This is a genomic window from Pseudomonas fluorescens (assembly GCF_019212185.1).
In the GTDB taxonomy this organism is placed as follows: domain Bacteria; phylum Pseudomonadota; class Gammaproteobacteria; order Pseudomonadales; family Pseudomonadaceae; genus Aquipseudomonas.
In genome coordinates this window covers 5,054,766-5,073,066 of record NZ_CP078138.1, presented here as the reverse complement: position 1 = coordinate 5,073,066, position 18,301 = coordinate 5,054,766, and the positions used below count along the sequence as shown (strand labels likewise).

Annotated in this window: 21 protein-coding genes and 1 pseudogene; 11 read left to right on the top strand and 11 right to left on the bottom strand. The window is 60.7% G+C overall.

The features are described from left to right. The first annotated feature begins 18 nt into the window (after positions 1-18). The 3 genes from KW062_RS22685 to KW062_RS22675 are packed head-to-tail and all read left to right on the top strand — an operon-like array spanning position 19 to position 2,117. Entirely contained in the window at positions 19-363 is a 345-nt protein-coding gene (locus KW062_RS22685; RefSeq protein WP_105753853.1) for a YciI family protein, read from the top strand. Between the two features lie 27 nt (positions 364-390). Beyond that, a complete protein-coding gene (locus KW062_RS22680; RefSeq protein ID WP_027619898.1) occupies positions 391-882 on the top strand; it encodes an SRPBCC family protein in 492 nt (163 codons plus the stop codon). Beyond that, positions 882-2,117, top strand: a complete 1,236-nt coding sequence (locus KW062_RS22675) for an RNA polymerase sigma factor (RefSeq protein ID WP_105753852.1) — start codon at positions 882-884, stop codon at positions 2,115-2,117. Before KW062_RS22680 ends, KW062_RS22675 begins: the two co-directional genes overlap by 1 nt. A 32-nt stretch (positions 2,118-2,149) precedes the next feature. Here KW062_RS22675 and KW062_RS22670 read toward each other — a convergent pair whose 3' ends face one another. Further along, complete coding sequence (locus KW062_RS22670) at positions 2,150-3,004, bottom strand: LysR family transcriptional regulator (RefSeq protein ID WP_027619900.1); 855 nt, start codon at positions 3,002-3,004, stop codon at positions 2,150-2,152. 92 nt (positions 3,005-3,096) lie between these two features. On the opposite strand from KW062_RS22670, the gene KW062_RS22665 reads away from it, so the two are divergent. After that, positions 3,097-3,543, top strand: a complete 447-nt coding sequence (locus tag KW062_RS22665; RefSeq protein WP_105753851.1) for a multidrug/biocide efflux PACE transporter — start codon at positions 3,097-3,099, stop codon at positions 3,541-3,543. Here the strand turns inward: KW062_RS22665 and KW062_RS22660 are convergent, their stop codons facing one another. Beyond that, positions 3,544-4,566 carry a transporter gene (locus tag KW062_RS22660; protein ID WP_105753850.1) on the bottom strand — a complete coding sequence of 341 codons (1,023 nt, stop codon included), beginning with the start codon at positions 4,564-4,566 and terminating at the stop codon, positions 3,544-3,546. A 233-nt stretch (positions 4,567-4,799) separates the two neighbouring features. On the opposite strand from KW062_RS22660, the pseudogene KW062_RS29395 reads away from it, so the two are divergent. Then, positions 4,800-5,540, top strand: a pseudogene (locus KW062_RS29395) (HAMP domain-containing protein); the annotation flags it as partial. A gap of 117 nt (positions 5,541-5,657) precedes the next feature. Next, a complete protein-coding gene (locus tag KW062_RS29390) occupies positions 5,658-6,425 on the top strand; it encodes a methyl-accepting chemotaxis protein (RefSeq protein WP_419150866.1) in 768 nt (255 codons plus the stop codon). A gap of 64 nt (positions 6,426-6,489) precedes the next feature. Here KW062_RS29390 and KW062_RS22650 read toward each other — a convergent pair whose 3' ends face one another. Next, on the bottom strand, positions 6,490-6,810 hold the full coding sequence (locus KW062_RS22650) for a PepSY domain-containing protein (protein WP_027619904.1): 321 nt from the start codon (positions 6,808-6,810) through the stop codon (positions 6,490-6,492). Between the two features lie 153 nt (positions 6,811-6,963). Between KW062_RS22650 and KW062_RS22645 the strand changes: the two genes are divergently transcribed. Next, complete coding sequence (locus KW062_RS22645) at positions 6,964-7,851, top strand: sterol desaturase family protein (RefSeq protein WP_105753848.1); 888 nt, start codon at positions 6,964-6,966, stop codon at positions 7,849-7,851. A gap of 3 nt (positions 7,852-7,854) precedes the next feature. On the opposite strand, the gene KW062_RS22640 is transcribed toward KW062_RS22645, so the two are convergent. Then, entirely contained in the window at positions 7,855-8,538 is a 684-nt protein-coding gene (locus KW062_RS22640; RefSeq protein ID WP_027619906.1) for a helix-turn-helix domain-containing protein, read from the bottom strand. Continuing rightward, entirely contained in the window at positions 8,539-9,666 is a 1,128-nt protein-coding gene (locus KW062_RS22635; protein WP_027619907.1) for a glycerophosphodiester phosphodiesterase, read from the bottom strand. A 301-nt stretch (positions 9,667-9,967) separates the two neighbouring features. Between KW062_RS22635 and KW062_RS22630 the strand changes: the two genes are divergently transcribed. Then, a complete protein-coding gene (locus KW062_RS22630; protein WP_027619908.1) occupies positions 9,968-10,288 on the top strand; it encodes a DUF2025 family protein in 321 nt (106 codons plus the stop codon). Here the strand turns inward: KW062_RS22630 and KW062_RS22625 are convergent. Further along, the gene (locus KW062_RS22625) at positions 10,278-10,601 is read right to left on the bottom strand and encodes an antibiotic biosynthesis monooxygenase family protein (protein WP_027619909.1); all 324 of its coding nucleotides are present in this window, start codon (positions 10,599-10,601) and stop codon (positions 10,278-10,280) included. The genes KW062_RS22630 and KW062_RS22625 overlap by 11 nt on opposite strands. Then, complete coding sequence (locus tag KW062_RS22620; protein ID WP_105753847.1) at positions 10,598-11,308, bottom strand: CTP synthase C-terminal region-related (seleno)protein; 711 nt, start codon at positions 11,306-11,308, stop codon at positions 10,598-10,600. Before KW062_RS22620 ends, KW062_RS22625 begins: the two co-directional genes overlap by 4 nt. A gap of 20 nt (positions 11,309-11,328) precedes the next feature. Between KW062_RS22620 and KW062_RS22615 the strand changes: the two genes are divergently transcribed. After that, positions 11,329-12,309 carry a LysR family transcriptional regulator gene (locus tag KW062_RS22615; RefSeq protein ID WP_256350835.1) on the top strand — a complete coding sequence of 327 codons (981 nt, stop codon included), beginning with the start codon at positions 11,329-11,331 and terminating at the stop codon, positions 12,307-12,309. Here the strand turns inward: KW062_RS22615 and KW062_RS22610 are convergent. Both KW062_RS22610 and KW062_RS22605 read right to left on the bottom strand, forming a co-directional pair. Beyond that, positions 12,287-13,345 (bottom strand): diguanylate cyclase, encoded by a 1,059-nt coding sequence (locus tag KW062_RS22610; protein ID WP_105753845.1) that lies wholly within the window; start codon positions 13,343-13,345, stop codon positions 12,287-12,289. The two genes, KW062_RS22615 and KW062_RS22610, sit on opposite strands and share 23 nt — an antisense overlap. Before the next feature lie 167 nt (positions 13,346-13,512). Beyond that, a complete protein-coding gene (locus KW062_RS22605) occupies positions 13,513-14,121 on the bottom strand; it encodes a TetR/AcrR family transcriptional regulator (RefSeq protein ID WP_027619912.1) in 609 nt (202 codons plus the stop codon). A gap of 199 nt (positions 14,122-14,320) precedes the next feature. On the opposite strand from KW062_RS22605, the gene KW062_RS22600 reads away from it, so the two are divergent. Further along, entirely contained in the window at positions 14,321-15,376 is a 1,056-nt protein-coding gene (locus KW062_RS22600) for an MBL fold metallo-hydrolase (protein ID WP_027619913.1), read from the top strand. Positions 15,377-15,384: 8 nt separating this feature from the next. Here the strand turns inward: KW062_RS22600 and KW062_RS22595 are convergent, their stop codons facing one another. Together KW062_RS22595 and KW062_RS22590 are read right to left on the bottom strand one after the other, a co-directional pair. After that, on the bottom strand, positions 15,385-15,702 hold the full coding sequence (locus KW062_RS22595; RefSeq protein ID WP_027619914.1) for a helix-turn-helix transcriptional regulator: 318 nt from the start codon (positions 15,700-15,702) through the stop codon (positions 15,385-15,387). Positions 15,703-15,812: 110 nt separating this feature from the next. Then, positions 15,813-16,772, bottom strand: coding sequence for a hypothetical protein (locus tag KW062_RS22590; protein WP_027619915.1), 960 nt, complete (start codon positions 16,770-16,772; stop codon positions 15,813-15,815). A gap of 270 nt (positions 16,773-17,042) precedes the next feature. Between KW062_RS22590 and kynU the strand changes: the two genes are divergently transcribed. Then, positions 17,043-18,287 carry a kynureninase gene (gene kynU / locus KW062_RS22585; RefSeq protein WP_027619916.1) on the top strand — a complete coding sequence of 415 codons (1,245 nt, stop codon included), beginning with the start codon at positions 17,043-17,045 and terminating at the stop codon, positions 18,285-18,287. The last annotated feature ends 14 nt before the right edge of the window (positions 18,288-18,301 follow it).

Sequence of the window (18,301 nt, the reverse complement as noted above, 5' to 3'; positions counted from 1 at the left end):
CCGCAGTGGGAGAGCCTTATGAAATACCTATGCCTGGTCTACAGCGACGAACACCTGTTGCACAGCTCGCCCGACAGCCCTGAGGACGCCGAATGCATGGCCTACGCCGAATCGGTACAGGGCAGTGGCCGGATGCTCGCCGCCGAGGCCTTGCAGCCGGTGCAGACCGCCACCACGGTGCGCATGCGCGGCGGCAAGCTGTCGATCACTGACGGCCCGTTTGCCGAAACCAAGGAGCAATTGGCCGGGTTCTACCTGATCGAGGCCAAGGATCTGAACGAAGCCATCCAGGTCGCCGGGAAGATTCCGGCCGCCCGGGTCGGCAGTGTCGAAGTCCGTCCCATCCGTGAACTGAATCTCTGATAACAAGCATAAGACAGGAGTTTATTCATGAGCATTTCCAACGCCGGCCCGCAGCCGGCTGACCACCAACTGGTCATCAGTCGGCTGATTGATGCGCCACGCAACAAAGTGTTCCGCGCCTGGACCGAGCCAAAGTTGCTCGCTCAGTGGTGGGGGCCCCACGGCATGACCACCCCCGAATGCGAAATGGACCTGTGGGTCGGCGGCCAGTTTCGTACGCTGATGCGCGCTCCGGATGGCAGCGAGTATCCCACCAGCGGCGTGTTCCTGGAGATCCAGGCTCCGCAGCGGCTGGTGTTCACCGATGCGTTCAAGCCGGGCTGGATTCCCTCCGGCAAGCCTTTCATGACGGCTGAAGTGACCTTCGATGAGGTCGACGGAAAAACGCTGTACACCGCCCGCGCCATGCATTGGAACCAGGAGGATCGGCAGGCACACGAGGCCATGGGCTTTCATGATGGCTGGGGACAGAGTCTGGATCGGCTGGTGACGCTGGTCACCACGGACATGCCTGACTGATGCCTGGCGAGGAGGTCAAGGCCCTGGTCGAGTCGGTCTACCGTAACGAGTCGCGGCGGATCCTGGCGACCTTGATTCGTTTGCTCGGCGATTTCGATCTGGCCGAAGAGGCCCTGCATGAAGCCTTCTTCGTCGCGGTCGAGCGTTGGCAGCGCGACGGTGTGCCGGATAATCCCCGGGCCTGGCTGGTTTCCACCGGGCGCTTCAAGGCCATTGACGGCCTGCGTCGGCGCGCGCGGTTCGCTGCGTCCCAGGCACAACTGGTGGCGCAACTTGAAGCATTGGAAGAGGCCGAGTGGAGTGTCGAGGACGTGCAAGACGATCGTCTGCGGTTGATCTTCACCTGTTGTCACCCGGCACTCGCCGCCGATGCGCAAGTGCCGCTGACTTTGCGTGAAGTCTGCGACCTGACCACCGAGGAAATCGCCCGGGCCTTTCTCGCCACACCGGCCACCATTGCCCAGCGCATCGTGCGCGCCAAAGCGAAGATTCGCGACGCGAAAATTCCCTACCAGGTGCCGTCCCTGGCTGAATTGCCTGAGCGCCTTGATAGCGTGTTGCGGGTGATTTACCTGGTGTTCAACGAAGGTTATTCAGCGTCCGTCGGCACTGAGCTGACCCGCGAGGACCTGACCCGCGAAGCGATCCGCCTTGGTCGCCTGCTCATGGAATTGCTGCCAGAGGCCGAGGTCATGGGGCTGCTGGCGTTGATGCTGCTCAACGAGTCGCGACGTCCGGCGCGCACTTCGCCCACTGGCGAACTGATCCTGTTGGATGAGCAGGACCGTTCGCTGTGGAGCGCGGCCATGATTGCCGAAGGCTGCGCCTTGATCGAGCGCGCCTTGAGCCTGCGCGATATCGGACCTTATTGTCTGCAGGCGGCGATTTCGGCGGTGCATGCCGAAGCACCGAGCGCCGCCGACACCGACTGGGCGCAGATCGTCGGCTTGTACGATGTCCTGCTGCAGGCGTTGCCGTCGCCGGTGATTGAGCTCAATCGCGCAGCGGCCATTTCGCGGCGTGATGGCCCCTTGGCCGGATTGCAGTTGGTCGAGCAGATCCTTGCACGCGGTGAGTTGCTCGACTATCACCTGGCGCATTCGGCGCGGGGTGAGTTCTGTCGCCAACTGGGGCGCATGGACGAGGCGCGGGCTGCCTATCGCCGGGCTCTGGAGCTGACCCGGCAAGTCCCCGAGCAACACTTTATCGAGCAGCGCCTGCACGAACTGGGCTGACACCCCTCAGGCTGGGTTTTTGCCACCTGAGGTCATTCGAGCATCTTCGCCAGCATCCAACTGCCCGCCGGTCCCGGCGGATTCAAACGTGACCAGAGCGCGTCCACCGCCACCGGCTTTGGCCAACCACGGACCTTGAGTTCCTGCAATGTGCCTGGGCCAAAACGCGCGACCAGCCAACGCGGCAGAGGCGCCCAGCCGAAACCACCCTGGGCCATTTCCAGCAACATCAGGTAGCTGGGCGCTGACCAGACCCGACCCTGCGCACGGCTTTCATAGGGATTGATGATGGTTGCCAGGCGCAATTCGCGATGTTGCTGAAGCACTTGCCGGTCGATCTTCGCCAGCGTGGCCAAGGGGTGCGCAGGAGACACGAACAGGGCGATTTCGGTGTGCTCGTCGACCGTCGCGCGATCCAGGTCCGGCGGGTAATGCTCCTGCATTTCAGCGAAACCGATATGGGCGCGACCGCCTTGCACCAGGGCGATCAAGTCGTCGCATTCGGCGATCAGGCATTCCAGTTCGAGGTCCGGGTAGCGCTGTTCGAACTCGCTCAGGGCCGCTTCAAATCGATCCGATTGGTAGGTGTCGGACATGGCGATGGTCAGCTTCGCCTCCACCCCCTGCGCCAACTGCGCCGCACTCATTTCCAGGCGGCTGGTGGCCGCGAGAATTTCCTCGGCACGCTGCAGCAGCACGTGCCCGGCCGAGGTCAGGCCGGGCTTGCGGCTGCTGCGGTCGAACAGCGTGACGTTGAGGTCGATCTCCAGGCTGGCGACTGCCGCGCTGATGGTCGACTGACTCTTGCCCAACTTGCGTGCGGCGGCGGAAAACGAGCCCTGGGTCGCTGCTTGGACAAAGGCCAGCAGCACTTCATGTGAGGCCATGAACTATCGCCTTGATCGATGGTTACTGGTTATGAAGTATCGGCATCGTGGCAGATGATGGCAACCCTGTTCACTTGTAAAGGCATTGGATCATGACCACGCAAAAATCCCTCACCGAGCGTATTGGCCAAGCCATCGGTTTCGAATTGCTCGCCGTCCTGCTGTGCACGCCACTGCTGGCGTGGCTGATGGACAAGCCGGTGGTCGACATGGGCGTCGCCACCATCGCCATCGGCCTGATTGCCCTGGCCTGGAACGTGCTCTTCAACGGCCTGTTCGATCGCCTGCTCAAGCGCTTGAAGCTGACGCCCAGTGCCTTCACTCGAGTGATTCACGCGTTGCTGTTCGAAGGCGGGCTGGTGGCTGTCAGTGTGCCGCTGATTGCCTGGTGGTTGAACGTCAGCCTGTTGCAGGCGTTGATTCTCGACATCGGCGTGCTGCTGTTCTTCCTGCCGTACACCTATGTCTACCACTGGGCCTACGACGTGGTGCGCGAGCGTATGTTGCTGGCCAGAAGCGTGCGCGCATGCAGTCGTTGATCAGTAATCCCCGCGCTTGCGAAACGCCCAGCGTCCGGCAATCAGGGTAAAGGACGCCACCAGCGCCACCAGGATCCAGAACCCTTCGGGATCGCCCGAGAGCGGCACGCCGCCGACGTTCATCCCGAAGAAGCCGGCGATGATGTTGATCGGCAGCGCCAGCACCGTGACCACGGTCAGGGTGAACAGCGTGCGGTTGCTCTGTTCATTGAGGTTGGCGGCGATCTCTTCCTGCAACAGTTTGATCCGCTCGCCGAGGGCCGTCAGGTCGTTGATGATCAGGGCGAATTCTTCGGTGGATTTGCGCAACTCCTTGACGTCCTCTTTCTGCAGCCATTGCGGCGGACGATTGAGCAGCCGCAGCAGCGAGCCCGGCTCCAGCGCGAGCAGGCGTTGCAGGCGCACCAGCACGCGGCGGTTGGCGCCCAGTTCGGCGCGGTTGGTCGAAAGCCGGGAGCATAGCAACTGGTCTTCGACCTGGTCGACGCTGAGGCTGGTCTTGCGCACGATCTGGGTCAGCACTTCGCCCTGATCGCGCAACAGGTGCACCAGCAATTCCAGGGGCGAGCGAAAACACTCGCCGGCCTTGACTGAGGAGCGCAGCTTGTCCACCGAGTGCAGCGGTTGCAGGCGGGCGCTGACGATCAGTCGGCTGCGGGCGCAGACCCACAGGGTCGAGACGTCCGAGGATTGCAGATTGCTGAGGTTGAACACCACGTCGTTGACCACCGCGAGCAAGGCCGAGTCGACGTGCTCGATTCGCGTTGAGCGCGAGCCTTCGTGCAACGCTTCAAAGAATTCGTCGGGTAGCGCCAGGTGGGCTTTCATCCAGCGCTCGCAGGCGGCGTGGGCGAGATTCAGGTGCAGCCAGAGAAATTCGTCTTCACTGGCCGGCTGCTGCAGGCGTTGCAGGGCCTCGGCCGATTCAATCTCACGACCCCGTTCACCGGGGCGAAAACTGAAGCCATAGAGCAGGCCAAAAAGATCGGCGTCGCGGTGGCGGTGATCGATGCTGTAGTTCATGGCGTCTCGCGGGAGGGCGCGCTCGCTGCGTCAATCACAACGTCGCTCGAGCGGCATCATGGCAAGCCGATTTGACCGTTTTGTGACAGCTTGACGACTGGCGCCAAGCGCTCTAAACCGCTGGTCGGCGCCGCTCAAGAAATGCGTGCCGAGGCCGATGACGCCTAGGCTGGTCTGTGCAGCCGGGTCCCCACTTGGTTGTCCGCATTATTCCCGTCGTGAGATATCCCTCGATGTTTTTGCAAAAGTCCCTGAGAGCTCAAATCCTCGCGCTGCTGAGTGGCAGCCTGGTTGCAATGTTGTTAATCGCCCTGGCCTGTTTTTACCTGCTCTCCAGCGGCGTGCAGAGTTACCGACAGTTGATCGAGGGGCCGCTGCACACCTCGCAGTTGATCGATGAGGCCAACCTGCAATTCAAGATTCAGGTGCAGGAGTGGAAGAACGTCCTGCTGCGCGGCAAGCAGCCGGCCGACCGGGACAAATACTGGCAGCAGTTCCAGGCACGCCAGGGCGATGTACAGAACATCCTTGGTGAACTGAGCCGTCAGCCGGCCATCGAACCCGCACTCAAGGCCCGCATCGACAGCCTGCGCGACGCGCACCGGGCGCTGGGCAGTTCTTATCAGCAGGGGCTGGAGGCCTATCGGGCAGCCGGGGCCGATCCGGCGGCGGGTGATAACGCGGTCAAGGGTGTGGACCGCGCCACCAGCGAGCAGATGAGTGAACTGGTCAACGAACTGCGCCAGCGTGGCAATCAGCAGTCAACTGCGATCAGCAACAGTGCCGAGCGCACCGTGCTGCTGGGCATTGTGGTGATGTTGATCTCGGGGTTGCTGATTGGCCTGTTCAGCCTGTGGCTGGTCAACCGGCATCTGGTGCAGCCAATCCAGCGCCTGATCGAGTACGTCGCGCAGTTGAGCCAGGGACGTTTCTCGGCGCGAGTGGCCAACGATCGCCAGGACGAACTGGGTCGCCTGGCGCTGGCGGCCAACACCTTGCGTGATTTTCTCGCCGAGACCTTTGCCCGCCTGCAACGTAGCGCCACTGATCTGGACAGCGCCAGCGGTGAACTGAATGAGATTGCCGGGCAGATGTCCCACGGCACCAACGAACAGTTCAGCCGCACCGATCAGGTGGCTACGGCGATGAACGAAATGTCCGCCACCGCCCAGGAAGTTGCCCGACACGCCGCCGATGCCGCGCGGGCCGCCGACGATGCCGACCAGTCGGCACAACAGGGTGAGCAGGTGATGCAGAGCACCATCGACGCCATCACCCAGATGCGCGGTGAGATCGCCAACACCGCGACGGTGATCCGCCGCCTGGAAACGGATAGCGGGCGTATCGGCAAGGTGCTGGAGGTGATTCGCGGCATTGCCGAGCAAACCAACCTGCTGGCACTCAACGCCGCCATCGAAGCTGCGCGTGCCGGGGAATCCGGGCGCGGTTTTGCCGTGGTTGCCGATGAGGTGCGCAGCCTGGCCCAGCGCACGGCAGCGTCGATCATCGAGATCAATCAGATTATCCAGAGCGTGCAAACCGGCGCGGTGGACGCCGCGCAGGCGATCGAAAGCGGTCAGTCGCGCAGTGACGAGAGTGTTGAGCAAGTGACCCGGGCCGGGGCCATGCTTGAGCGCATCACCGAGTCGGTGGAGGCCATTCGCGACATGAACCGGCAGATTGCCACGGCGGCTGAAGAGCAAACCTCGGTCGCCGAAGACATCTCGCGCAACCTCACTGAAATCACCAGTATTGCCAGCACCAACCTGGACAATGTGCAGCGCACGCAGGCGGCGAGCAGCAATCTGCACGGCTTGTCGGGTCAGCTCAATGAAGTGACAGCGCGCTTGAGTGCATAAGCACTCGGCGGGAACGAAAAAAGCCGCACAGCCCTGAGGGTGTGCGGCTTTTTCGTTTGGACGATTATTTGTCCTGGACGTTGCTCAGGACGGCGCCGGTCTTGGCGTCGAGCTTCACATCCCATTCGACATTCTTCGCGTCACGGATTTCCACTTCGTAGACATAGGTGCCAGTGGTGGCGTTGTGATCCAGTTCAGTGTCGGTGATGTTCGCCGCCGTGGTGCCTGGGTGCACGGCCAGAGCCGCCTGGTTGAGCTTTTCAAAGTCCATGATGGTGCCCGACTTGAGCAGGCCAGGAATCTGGTCAGGACGCACGTCGGCCATGGCAAAACCGGCGGACAGGGTCAGGGCAGCGGCAGTGAACAGGGTGGTCAACGTTTTCATGGTTCATTCCTTGGTCTGAGCTGTTTAAGTGGAATCAGGTTAATGGTTGCAACTTAATTCATCCTTAATCTACGACATGGGGGCTTTGCGCCGTTTGTTCAATCCCTACACGTTCGGGCGTTACATGCTGGAGCCAGATCAATGGAGGCTCTTATGAAACGTTTGTTCGCAGTACTTTATGCACCGATGTTCCTTGCCGGGTTTCTTGGCGGCGGTATAGCGCTGGTGGGCAGGACCGGGCTTTCGGCCTGGTGGCTGCTGGTTTTTTTTCTCTGCGCGCTGCTGGTCTCGTTCCTCGCCGAACACCTGCTGCCCTATGAGCCATGCTGGAACCGCGACCAGGGCGACAGCGGGCGCGATGTGGCCCATGCGCTGGTCAATGAAGCGTGCAATGCGGCGGCCTTGCTGATGTTGCCGGGGCTGGTGGCGGTGCTGTCATTCGAGGGCATCTGGCCCGTGGATTGGCCGCTCTGGACGCAGCTGTTACTGGCCATGCTGATTGCCGACGCGGGTATCAGCCTGACCCATTACGCCAGTCACCAGGTGCCGTGGATGTGGCGTCTGCATGCGGTGCATCACAGCGTCCAGCGGCTCTACGGTTTCAATGGTCTGATGAAACATCCGCTGCACCAGATGTTGGAGGCGGCGGTGGGGTTCCTGCCGTTGATCCTGCTGGGCATTCCCATGGAGGTGGCGGTGTTGCTGGCGTACGCCATCAGCCTGCAATTGCTGCTGCAGCATTCCAATGTCGATATGCAGCCGGGGTGGTTGTCCTACGTGTTTGCCTGGGCGCCGGTGCACCGTTTGCACCACATGAAATATGGCGCGGCGGGCAACGTGAACTTCGGCTTGTTCTTCAATCTGTGGGACCGACTGCTGGGCACCGCGCTGCACAACCCACCCCATGGGATTCGCGATGGTGACCTGGGGATTGGCAATCGCGCGGATTTTCCCAAGGGCTATGTCGATCAGTTGCTCGATCCTTTCCTGCCTGAACAGCTGGGCGAAGAGCCCGCAGTGCCTCAAGGGCTGCGTCGCTGATACCTAGGCGCGCAGGCAAATATCGATAGCGCCGAGGCCCTGGCTGGCGGTCACGCCGAAGATTTTTTTCAGCGTGCGCGACAAATGTGCGGTATCGGCGAAGCCCGCCTCATGGGCCGCGCGGGTCACGTTGCAGCCGCTCAGCAGTAGGGCCATGGCCAACCGCAGACGGCGCCACAACACCAGGCGACGCACCGGCAAGCCGACCTGTTGGGCGAACAGCCGCTCCAGTTGGCTCAGGGAAACGTTGGCTTGCTCGGCGAGCGTCGCAGCCGCGACTTTGCCGTTGAGCAGGTTGTCCAATGCCATCAGCGCCCGGCTGATACGCGGGTCGTCGAGTTGGCGGCGGGGGCAGCTTTGCAGCGCTTGATCGAGGCAGGGCTGTGTCGGTTCGACATCGCGCAGGTGGTCCTGCAGGACCAACGCATCGAACATCAAGGGCTCGGCATAAAGGCTAAAGACCTGGTCGCCGGCCTCGACAATCGCATGGGGGCGCAGCGATTCGATAAACATCCGGTGAGCTGTTTGTGTCACGCCGTCCAGTTCAAGAGTGACGGGCTGCCCGGTGGCGATGATCAACTGATGGGCATAATGCGCATGGGGCGCGGTACGCCCCAGCTTGCCGAACACCAGGCCATAATCACGCCCCAGCCAAAGCTGCCCGGTCCACTCATGGGCCTGACTCATTTAGAACCCGTTGCGTTCGAGCAACTGGGCCACGGTGCCGGTTGCGGGGCGCTTGTAGTAGCTGAGCAGTTCGCTGGCGCGGTTGGTGAAGATGCCGTCGACACCGGCATCCATGACGCTTTTGAAGTCGACGTCATCATCGAGGGTGTAGACATGCACCAGCATCCCCAGGTCGTGGGTGTACCGGTTCATCCAGGGTTGTACCAGGTTGCTGTAGCTCTGGTCGCCGAGGTCGGAGCGGGTCGCCGAAGGGCCGGTGCCGATTGCGCCGCTGGCCTTGGCGAAGTCGACCCATTGCTCGAAGGCTGCGTTGTCTTTCGGTTGTTGCCGGGCATAGAAGGTGGCTTTGTCCTGGTCCCCGGAATCGGCAAACTTCACCTTCGATTGAGGTTCAATGCTGCCTTCCGCCACCCATAGCAGGAGGATTTTCGGCACTTGCGGCATTTCCTCCTGGAGCTTTTGCAGGCTGCTCTTTTCGAAGGTCTGCAGCACTACCTTGCCTTTCCCCTGGCCAACAGCCAGTTCGCTTTTCGCCAGTTTTGATCCGGCCGGACTCAGCCAGCCACGGTCTTGCAGCTTATCCCTGAGGTCGCGCTCGATCCCGGGAAATTGCTTGGGCTCCTTGGTCTCGATGTACAGGCCGGGTTTGTGCCGGGGATTGCCCTGGGCGATGTCGATGACTTCGTCGAGGGTGAGGATTTGCAGGCCGGCATAGGCCGGGCGGGCGCGGTCCGGATAGGCCGTGTTGAACCAGCTGCCGGCATCCAGGCTTTTCAGTTCGGCCAGGGTGAATTCGTTGGCCGGGCTGTTCTTGCGTTCGGGAAACTTGCTGGCGACGTCGGTGGTGCGTTGCAGATTGTCGTCGTGCAGGGCGAAGAGCACGCCGTCCTTGCTGCGTTGCAGGTCCAACTCCAGATAGTCGGCGCCGAGGTCGCGCGCGAGCTTGTAAGCTGCGGCGGTAGACTCCGGTGCATCGAAAGAAGCGCCCCGATGAGCGATCACCGCCGGATGCGGAATACCATTGGCCGTTGCCACCGCCTTGGGGCTTGCGGGCTCGGCAGCCTGTAGCTGGCCGACGCCGAGCAGCAGGCTCAGCAGCAGGGCGTTTTGGGAAAAGTGGGCAGGCATGGTCGAAGTCCTTTCGTCAGTCGCATTGCAAGAGGAATACCTTTTAACAACTGAGTGACTGTTGTGCTATCGCATCACCGACATAAAGCTGTGCGAATGCGGTTTTGTGGGAGCGAGTCTGCTCGCGAAAAACGTCAATGATGATTCGAGCACGCAGAATGTGCCCATCCTCCTCAGTTTTTTTCGCACCTTTGCAGTACTCTAGGCCCCGGCAGGTTCCCCGGTAGAGGGAACGCCGATCGCTCGCCCTGCGTGTAAACCATTGATCACCGGTCCGCCCCGACCTTTTGTGAGGTTTACCATGCGCATCACTTCTGAACTTATCTGCCAGGCCGCCGATCAACTCCAGGGTTTCGTCGGCCTCAATCGCAAGACCGGCCAGTACATCGTGCGCTTCAGCGAAGATTCGTTCGGCATGGATGTCGCCGATGACGGCATCATCCCCAGCAATGAATTCGTCTGGGCGCCCGGCCCGGAGCACGCCATGACCCTCAAACGCGAACTGATCCAGCTGTTGCTGGACCAGAACATCGATGAGCGGATCAACATCAGCGAACCGTTGCGGGTGTACATGCGCCGGGTCGATGTGCCGCAGATTACGGCAGTGCGGGTCAGGACCTGAACGCGTAGGCACGCTCGACCTTGCACACTCGCGTCTCAAAGGCGATGTACCACGTCGAGCGACCTCGCTCACGGATGGCGCTGTGTTCAGCGTGGTGTTTCCAGGCGCGGATCGCTTCTTCGCTGCTCCAATACGACACGGTAATTCCCAGTCCATCGTCGCCGCGTGCCGATTCCACGCCGAGAAACCCCGATTGTTCGCGCGCCAGCTCGAGCATTTGTTCTGCGGCCTGGGCGTACCCCTGATCCCCCGGGTTGCGCAGCGAGGTGAAGATCACTGCGTAGTAGGGCGGTTGTGGCGTCGTGGCGATCATCGCTGGTTCCTCGCGCAGGCCTCGACGAACGCCGCGACCAACGGCGGCAGTTGGCCCTTGAGCGCAGCGCGTTCGGGTTGGAACAGGGTGGCGACGAAGAACGGATGGGCCTGCAACTCGATCGCCCGAGGTTCGCCGCGCGCATCCTGGCCGCTGACGCGCAGATCCTGGTTCAGCAGTTCGTCGATGAAAGCCGGATTGATCCCGTAGCGGCAGCGATAGCCTTCGCTGATCTGTTTGCTGGCGTAGGCCTTGGCGATCAGTGAGCCTTCGACTAACTGGATCTGGTCGATGGCTTCGATCAGCGCGCAGGTCAGTGGCGCGATCACGGCACGCGCTGCTTCAGGCGCCGGTTCTCCGTGTTCAGCGTCGGCCCAACCCATTACATTGCGTGCGAACTCCAGCACGGCATGCTGGAACCCGCCGCAGGTGCCGAGGAGCGGTCGCTGTCGTTCTCGCGCAAAACCAATCGCCCATAGCGCGCCATCAGTGTTGCGGTAGGGGCTGCCCGGCACACACCAGAGGCCGTCGAAGTGGGAAAAATCGCTATCGGCGGCGATCGATTCGGTCGCCAGCCATTGCCACTGAACATCGCGATCGATGTGCCGTGCGGCGAGTTCCAGGGCCAATGGAATAGCCTGGTGGGCGGTGATCTGTGGATCGTAGTCGCCAATCAAGGCAATACGCAGCGGCGGGGTGGCGTGCATGGGGTGGTCTCCGAGACTGGTTGATTCCTGGCGGCTACTATAGATTGGCGTTCACGCAATCAATATTGGCGTTTACCCAAGTGATCAATGCAGCAGCGCACTATCAATTGGATTACCCCGACCTCGTACTGATCCTGGCATTGGTCCGCGGTGGCTCCCTGGCGCGTGCCGCAGCACTGTTGAAGGTTGATGTGTCGACAGTGTTTCGCGGCGTTCGCCGTCTTGAAGGCGCATTGGGCCAGGCGTTGTTCGAGAAAAGCCGAGCCGGGTATTTGCCCACCAGCCTGGCCAGGACCCTGGCCGAGCAGGCTGAACGTGCCGAGCAGGCGTTGGAGGCTGCGCGTGTGGGTGTGGAGCAGGGTGGGGAAGTGGTGAGCGGCACGGTGCGCCTGACCTGTACCGATTCGGTGTTGCACGCCTTGTTGCTGCCGGCCCTGAAGCAATTCATGCCCGGTTATCCGGCATTGACCCTGGAGTTGAGCACGTCCAATGACTTTGCCAATCTCAGTCGTCGCGATGCCGACATTGCGCTGCGCCTGACGCGCTCGCCACCGGAGCATCTGGTTGGACGACGCTTGGCAGCGGTGACCTATAGGGTCTGCGCCAGTGTCGACTATCTGCAGTCGATGGTTCCGTGCGACCTGTCACACCTCAGTTGGATCGCCCCCGATGACTTCCTGCCGGATCACCCCACTGTCGCGTGGCGTCGTCAGCACTTGCCCGGCGTGCAGCCGGCCTATCGCTGTAACAGCATGCTCGCCGTTACCGAATTGGTGCGGGCCGGACTTGGCGTGGCGGCGTTGCCGGACTTTCTGATCGATCCGGCGCAAGGCATGCAAGGGGTGGGCGAGCCGCTGGCCGGTTACGACAGCAGCCTGTGGTTGCTGACTCGCCCGGACTGTCGCGCGCTGCGCTCGGTGGTGACGTTGTTTGACGAATTGGCGCGCGCCATTCGCCTGCCGGCGCAGTTGCCGGGAGTCAGGCTGGATTCGTCGCAGTGATCCGGGCGCTGTCAGTGCGGTTGCGACCATTGCTCTTGGCGCTGTACAGCGCCTTGTCCGCTTCGTCGAGCCACTGGGCCGCGTCGCTGAAGCGTGGCTGATAGGTCGCCAGGCCAATACTCAGGCTGACTTTCAATGCAGCGACCTGTGGATGCCGATACTGGCTGAATACCAGGCGCAAGCGCTCCATTACTTCGATGGCTTGGTCCTGGGGCAGGTTCGGCAAAATCACGCAGAACTCATCGCCGCCATAGCGTCCCGCCACGTCGCTCTCGCGCAGGTTGCGTTTGAGCTCCAGGCTGAGTTGGCGCAGGACGCTGTCCCCGACAATGTGCCCGTAGGTGTCATTGATGGCCTTGAAATGGTCGATATCGATCAGGCCGATGGTGGCTGTGTTTGAGGGTTGCTGGCACTCAAGGAAGGAGAGTTGCAGCAGATCCTTCCAGGCGCCGTGGTTGAACAGGCCGGTCAGGCTGTCAGTGCGACTCAAGGCACTCAGCGCGCGCTTGTGCTCGGACAGCTTAATCGCCAGTTGGTAACAGACCATGCCCACAGCCAGAGGGTAGAGGGTCAGCATGGGCAGGCAGGCGTAAACCTGAACCAGGCTGACCGAGAATGTAAAACCGCTTCCCAGCAGGCTCCAGGACACGGCGATCCCCACCAGCTGCGCGAGGCTGCCCTGAAGCAGCAGGCGTACGCCTCCGGCGGCGACATTATTCATCGCCATCATCGAGAGGATGGTCACCGTCGCCAGGGGATTGAAATGCATGGTGGCGGCCCAGAATCCGCCAGCCAACGAATCAATCAGCAGATTGCGACGTTCAGCCTTGTAGGGAAATGCCGAGCGGCACGACAGTTGAAAGGCCAGGTGTGGCCAGATCGCAGCATTGAATAGCAGCAGTCCCCAGACCCAGGCGGGTGGGGACAATGAATAGAGGCCGGCGGCTACGCTGAGGCAGCCAATGCCCAGGCCAATGATCCTGGGTTTGTAGATGCGCTTGGCAAACGACAGCCCTTTGCCGCGTTGGTTTTCCATGAATGAAAGGCACTCGTGTCGCTTTGAAATAACTTGTCGTGTTTTTCCAAAGTTTCCAAAGATGGGGGTCAATCGCCCAATAGTGTCATTTATCCCACGGGTGCGCATCCGTAGCCCGCGAAACTCACAGGCATGGGAGCGTAGCGCAAATCAGCGCTTAAGGCGGCTCAGCATTGATAACAGGCGAGGAACATGTCCAGCGCCGATTCAATCACCGTACTTTGCATCTCGGCTGACAGCGGTGGTTGATTCAGCGAAATCTGCGGCCAGAAGGCGAACGCCTTGAGCATCCCGTGCATCTGCTGGGCCGCGAATCCGGGATCGACCGGCTTGAGTTGGCCGTCAGCCTGAGCTGCGCGAATCCACAGGGTCAGCGCTTCTTCGCGCTCGGCGATGCGCAGGACCATGTCCTGGACGCGCTCCGGGGAGTGAATGGTTGCAGCAATGGCCACGCGTGCCAGGTCGAGGAAACTGTCGTCGGCAAGCATCTGCAGCTTGCACTGCAACAGGTGGCGCAATTGCTCGCGCAGTGGCTGACCGGGAATGTAGGCGGTGTCTTGTTCGGCCGTGACATTGGTCCATAAGCGGCGCAGGATTTCGCTGAACAACTCATCCTTGCTCGGAAAGTGGTTGTACACCGTGCGCTTGGACACACCGGCAGTCGCAGCGATCTTGTCCATGCTGGTGATGTCGAAACCGCTGACGCGGAACTCGGCAATCGCCGCCTGGACAATGGATTCGCGCTTACGCTCGGTGAGTCGCTGAGGAGCTGTCATAACTGGGCTTCGACACGTCAGATGAAGAGTTACACTCGGTAGTTTACTTAGTCCCGGCTTTGATGCAATGTAGAAACTACACCGTGCAGTGTAGTTCTGTGGGTGAAAATTAGAGTTTACGGCTGAAGCGTGCGTGCATTGGCCAGTTCAATTCCACATAGAAATCCTCGTTTTCATCGGTTTCTGGAGTCATTTGCACATGGCCACTTTTTCTTACCTGGCAGACAACGCCAACACCTTGAAAACCTCACGACAGGAACAGGGGCGTTATCGCAATCATGCGGTGGTACGCCAACCAGGGCTGCGCAAGACCCTGAAAATCTTCTGGAACATGCTCTTCAACAAGCCGCGCAACACGCGACCTGACGGGACCATTCCGGTTCAAGGGCTGACCCGCGAGCAGTTACTCGAGGCACCCAATCACAGTGTCTTCCGGCTTGGACATTCGACCCTGCTGCTGAAACTGCGAGACAAGTTCTGGCTGACCGACCCGGTCTTTGCCGAGCGTGCCTCCCCGGTGCAATGGGCCGGCCCCAAACGCTTTCACCAGCCACCCCTCAGCCTTCAAGAGCTGCCGGAAATCGAAGCAGTGATCCTGTCCCACGATCATTACGATCACCTGGACCATCAGACCATCCTGACTCTGGCGAGCAAGACCCAGTGCTTCCTGGCGCCTCTGGGTGTGGGTGAGACCTTGATCAAGTGGGGTGTTGATGCCGGCAAGGTACGCCAACTGGATTGGTGGCAAGGCACCCAGGTCGGCGGCATTCATTTTATTGCCACGCCCTCCCAGCACTTCTCCGGCCGTGGCTTGTTCGACGGCAACAGTACGCTGTGGGCATCGTGGGTCATCATCGATGCGGACAGGCGAATCTTTTTCAGCGGCGACACCGGCTACTTCGATGGCTTCAAACGTATCGGCGAGCAATTCGGTCCTTTCGACCTGACCTTGATGGAGACCGGCGCTTACAACGTCGAATGGCCGTTGATCCACATGCAGCCGGAACAAACCCTGCAAGCCCACATCGACTTGAAGGGGCGCTGGCTGCTGCCCATCCACAACGGCACCTTTGACCTTTCCATGCACGCCTGGCACGAACCCTTCGATCGCATCCTGGCCTTGGCCTGGGAGCGCAATGTGTCCATCGCCACGCCGCAGATGGGTGAAGCGTTCAACCTTGACCAACCGTCGAGCGGACACGCCTGGTGGCTGGAGGTCGAGGGGGCGACCGAGCAGGTGGTTGCCAGGGGCTAGGGCCGCCTTTATTCGATCATCACAAAATCCGCTCGCCCCACTGGATTGGGCGCCACCCCCCTGACGCTCATGCCACGGCCAGGGGCAAATCCGGGGAAGAACACCAGCCCCTCGGCCTCCAGTCGGTAGGTGAGGGCCAATCGCGTGACCTCGAGAACTTCGGCACCGGCTTCAAACCGCTGGATCGCTTCTACGCTGACGCCGGACTCGCGGGACAGATCCGCAACGGACCAGTCCAGCATGGCGCGCGCCTGGGCGCAGTGTTTGGGGGTGAACTGGAACAGGGCGATTCGCTCCAGGGTGACTTTCATTGCAATTGAGGCCATGGCTTGCTCCGGGCGTTTGAGTGGCAAATCAACAAGTACTGTGTTTTTGTACAGTTGTTTTGCGTCCGGATCAAACTCATTTTTTTGATGAATGTGATCCTGGGCGACCGTCAATGGTCCAGGCCCGGTGCCTCGCGGATGATGAAGTGGTCGAGATTCTCGATGTTGGCACTGAACACTCCGAACGTCTGATCAGGTTTTTTCTTGCTCGGTACCTGCTTGAGCTGCGGCATCACCCCATAAAAGAAGCAATACAACTCGTGCTCGCTTTCAATCGCGTGCTTGATCTCCTCGAGAAACGCCTTGCGCTTGCGGTAGCCCTCGATCAGTTTTTTACCCAGGTACAGGGTGACCGAATAGGGCTTCTTCTCGAACCAGACCTTCTTCTCAAAATCGATACGAAAACTCTGGGTGTAGTCCTTGATCTCCTTGATCCTGCCCCAGTACACCAACCCCTGGTTATCCTGCAGGTATTCGATCTTCTTGAAGAATGACGCGTAGGACGCCTTGTGCTCGCCGATCTTCAGCGGCATGCGCTTGAGCAGTTCCTTGTTAGCGAAGTTTGAAACGAAACATTCCACCGGGTGGGCAAACACACTGGTCTTGCCCGGCGCCGACTCCGCGGCAGGGGGCGCCGTGATCGGCCGAGTGGATAAAGTCTCAGGCTGCTGCACAGGCAAGTCGCCTGCAACGGCAGAAGCACCCACCGGCTTGCGCACATACTCACGCCGAGCCAGCAACAACTCCGACGGAAAATGCTCCTCCGGCCCGTCATCCGTTTCCCCGTTTTCGACGCTTGGCGCCTTGAGGCTGACATAGGGACAACCCTCGACATGCCGGGTACTGGGCACATTCTTGAAATGCGGCGTCCGGATGTAATTCACGCTCTTGGCATTGATCGTCCCCAGCACATTCCCTGCACCGAAGGCCAGGCGACAGGCATCGTTAGGGCACTGGAAGCGCTCCTTGGAGGAATCGAAGGCCATGGTCTCGTCGAAATTAAGATCGCGCACGTCATAGATCGACAGCTTGGAGTCGAGGCTGAGGCAGTAGGCGAGGTCGAATTTCATGGAGGGCGATCCTTGGGGGTGAGTTGCGCCGATACACCTTTTATTCGGCAATCAATTTTTCAACCTTCCTAATAGGAGCACATTCGGTTCATGTATTACCAAGCGTAATAGCTATGAGCCTTCTTTCTATTTATAGGTAATTGACGGCAGGGGGTAACATCCCTGCATGCACCGGGATGCGTCGCGCAATTTTGCGGCGAATCCTTGCAGGGGTTCGCCGATTGGTGGCCGCCGCTCCTTTCCAGAAGAACAAGTAATAAAGGAATTCGCATGTCTTTGTCCGTCCCGCTCACCCGCGAGCATTTTGAACGTCTCGATCACGATGACCCCCTGGGTGAATCCCGTGGGCGATTCGATCTCCCGTCCGGGGAGATCTATCTCGATGGCAACTCCCTGGGCGCCATGCCCGCTCATGTGCCGGCGCGCGTTGAGCGAGTGCTGAAGCAGGAGTGGGCCCAGGGGCTGATTCGCTCCTGGAACGATGCTGATTGGTACCCCGCGCCGCAGCGCACGGGCGGCAAGATTGCCCGGCTGATCGGTGCGGGTGCCCATGAGGTGATCGTCGCCGATTCCACTTCCATCAACCTGTTCAAGGTGCTGGTCGCGGCTACCCGCATGCAACCGGGACGCAAGGTGATCCTTGGCGAGCGGGGGAATTTTCCCACCGACGTCTATGTCGCCTCCGGCGTGGCCGAGCTGACCGGATCCGAGCTGCGTTGCGTTGAACCGGACGAGGTGCTGGCGGCGCTCAACGAAGAGGTTGCGATCCTGTCCCTGACGCACGTGAACTATAAGTCTGGGCGCCGCTATGACATGGCCGCCATCACGGCGCGTGCCCATGAAGTCGGGGCCTTGGTGGTGTGGGATCTGTGCCACTCCGCCGGGGCCATGCCGATCGACCTGAACGGCGTAGAGGCCGATTTTGCCGTCGGTTGCGGCTACAAGTACTTGAACGGCGGGCCGGGCGCACCGGCTTTCGTCTATGTCGCCGAACGCCATATTCCGCACGTACGTCAGCCGCTGACCGGCTGGCACGGGCATGCTCGGCCCTTCGACTTCACCCACGACTACGAGGCTCACCCGACCATCGACCGCATGCTGGTGGGCACCGCTCCCCAGTTGGGCATCCTGGCCCTGGAAGCGTCACTGGAAATGTTCGACGGCGTCGACATGCAGGTGCTGCGAAACAAGAGCGTTGCCCTCTGTGATCTGTTCATTCAGCTGTGTGACGAACAGTTGGCAGGACTGGGTGTGGAATTACGCTCGCCGCGTGATGCCGCGCAGCGCGGCAGCCAGGTGTCGCTGGCGCACGCCAATGCCTACCCGGTCATGCAAGCGTTGATTGCCCGTGGGGTGATCGGCGACTTCCGCGCCCCGGACATTCTGCGCTTTGGCTTTGCCCCGCTCTATAACAGCTACGTGAACATCTGGGACAGCGTCCAGGCGCTGCGCGAGGTTCTCGCAAGCGGCGAATGGAATGCGCCGCAGTTCATCGCCAGGAAGTCGGTGACCTGATTCCTCCTTGACCA

What these genes read in the sequence shown, in the direction of transcription:
- KW062_RS22685 (WP_105753853.1), top strand. Translation starts at nt 19, where the DNA reads ATGAAATACCTATGCCTGGTCTACAGCGACGAACACCTGTTGCACAGC.
- KW062_RS22680 (WP_027619898.1), top strand. Translation starts at nt 391, where the DNA reads ATGAGCATTTCCAACGCCGGCCCGCAGCCGGCTGACCACCAACTGGTC.
- KW062_RS22675 (WP_105753852.1), top strand. Translation starts at nt 882, where the DNA reads ATGCCTGGCGAGGAGGTCAAGGCCCTGGTCGAGTCGGTCTACCGTAAC.
- KW062_RS22670 (WP_027619900.1), bottom strand. Translation starts at nt 3,004, where the DNA reads ATGGCCTCACATGAAGTGCTGCTGGCCTTTGTCCAAGCAGCGACCCAG.
- KW062_RS22665 (WP_105753851.1), top strand. Translation starts at nt 3,097, where the DNA reads ATGACCACGCAAAAATCCCTCACCGAGCGTATTGGCCAAGCCATCGGT.
- KW062_RS22660 (WP_105753850.1), bottom strand. Translation starts at nt 4,566, where the DNA reads ATGAACTACAGCATCGATCACCGCCACCGCGACGCCGATCTTTTTGGC.
- KW062_RS29390 (WP_419150866.1), top strand. Translation starts at nt 5,658, where the DNA reads ATGTCCCACGGCACCAACGAACAGTTCAGCCGCACCGATCAGGTGGCT.
- KW062_RS22650 (WP_027619904.1), bottom strand. Translation starts at nt 6,810, where the DNA reads ATGAAAACGTTGACCACCCTGTTCACTGCCGCTGCCCTGACCCTGTCC.
- KW062_RS22645 (WP_105753848.1), top strand. Translation starts at nt 6,964, where the DNA reads ATGAAACGTTTGTTCGCAGTACTTTATGCACCGATGTTCCTTGCCGGG.
- KW062_RS22640 (WP_027619906.1), bottom strand. Translation starts at nt 8,538, where the DNA reads ATGAGTCAGGCCCATGAGTGGACCGGGCAGCTTTGGCTGGGGCGTGAT.
- KW062_RS22635 (WP_027619907.1), bottom strand. Translation starts at nt 9,666, where the DNA reads ATGCCTGCCCACTTTTCCCAAAACGCCCTGCTGCTGAGCCTGCTGCTC.
- KW062_RS22630 (WP_027619908.1), top strand. Translation starts at nt 9,968, where the DNA reads ATGCGCATCACTTCTGAACTTATCTGCCAGGCCGCCGATCAACTCCAG.
- KW062_RS22625 (WP_027619909.1), bottom strand. Translation starts at nt 10,601, where the DNA reads ATGATCGCCACGACGCCACAACCGCCCTACTACGCAGTGATCTTCACC.
- KW062_RS22620 (WP_105753847.1), bottom strand. Translation starts at nt 11,308, where the DNA reads ATGCACGCCACCCCGCCGCTGCGTATTGCCTTGATTGGCGACTACGAT.
- KW062_RS22610 (WP_105753845.1), bottom strand. Translation starts at nt 13,345, where the DNA reads ATGGAAAACCAACGCGGCAAAGGGCTGTCGTTTGCCAAGCGCATCTAC.
- KW062_RS22605 (WP_027619912.1), bottom strand. Translation starts at nt 14,121, where the DNA reads ATGACAGCTCCTCAGCGACTCACCGAGCGTAAGCGCGAATCCATTGTC.
- KW062_RS22600 (WP_027619913.1), top strand. Translation starts at nt 14,321, where the DNA reads ATGGCCACTTTTTCTTACCTGGCAGACAACGCCAACACCTTGAAAACC.
- KW062_RS22595 (WP_027619914.1), bottom strand. Translation starts at nt 15,702, where the DNA reads ATGGCCTCAATTGCAATGAAAGTCACCCTGGAGCGAATCGCCCTGTTC.
- KW062_RS22590 (WP_027619915.1), bottom strand. Translation starts at nt 16,772, where the DNA reads ATGAAATTCGACCTCGCCTACTGCCTCAGCCTCGACTCCAAGCTGTCG.
- kynU (WP_027619916.1), top strand. Translation starts at nt 17,043, where the DNA reads ATGTCTTTGTCCGTCCCGCTCACCCGCGAGCATTTTGAACGTCTCGAT.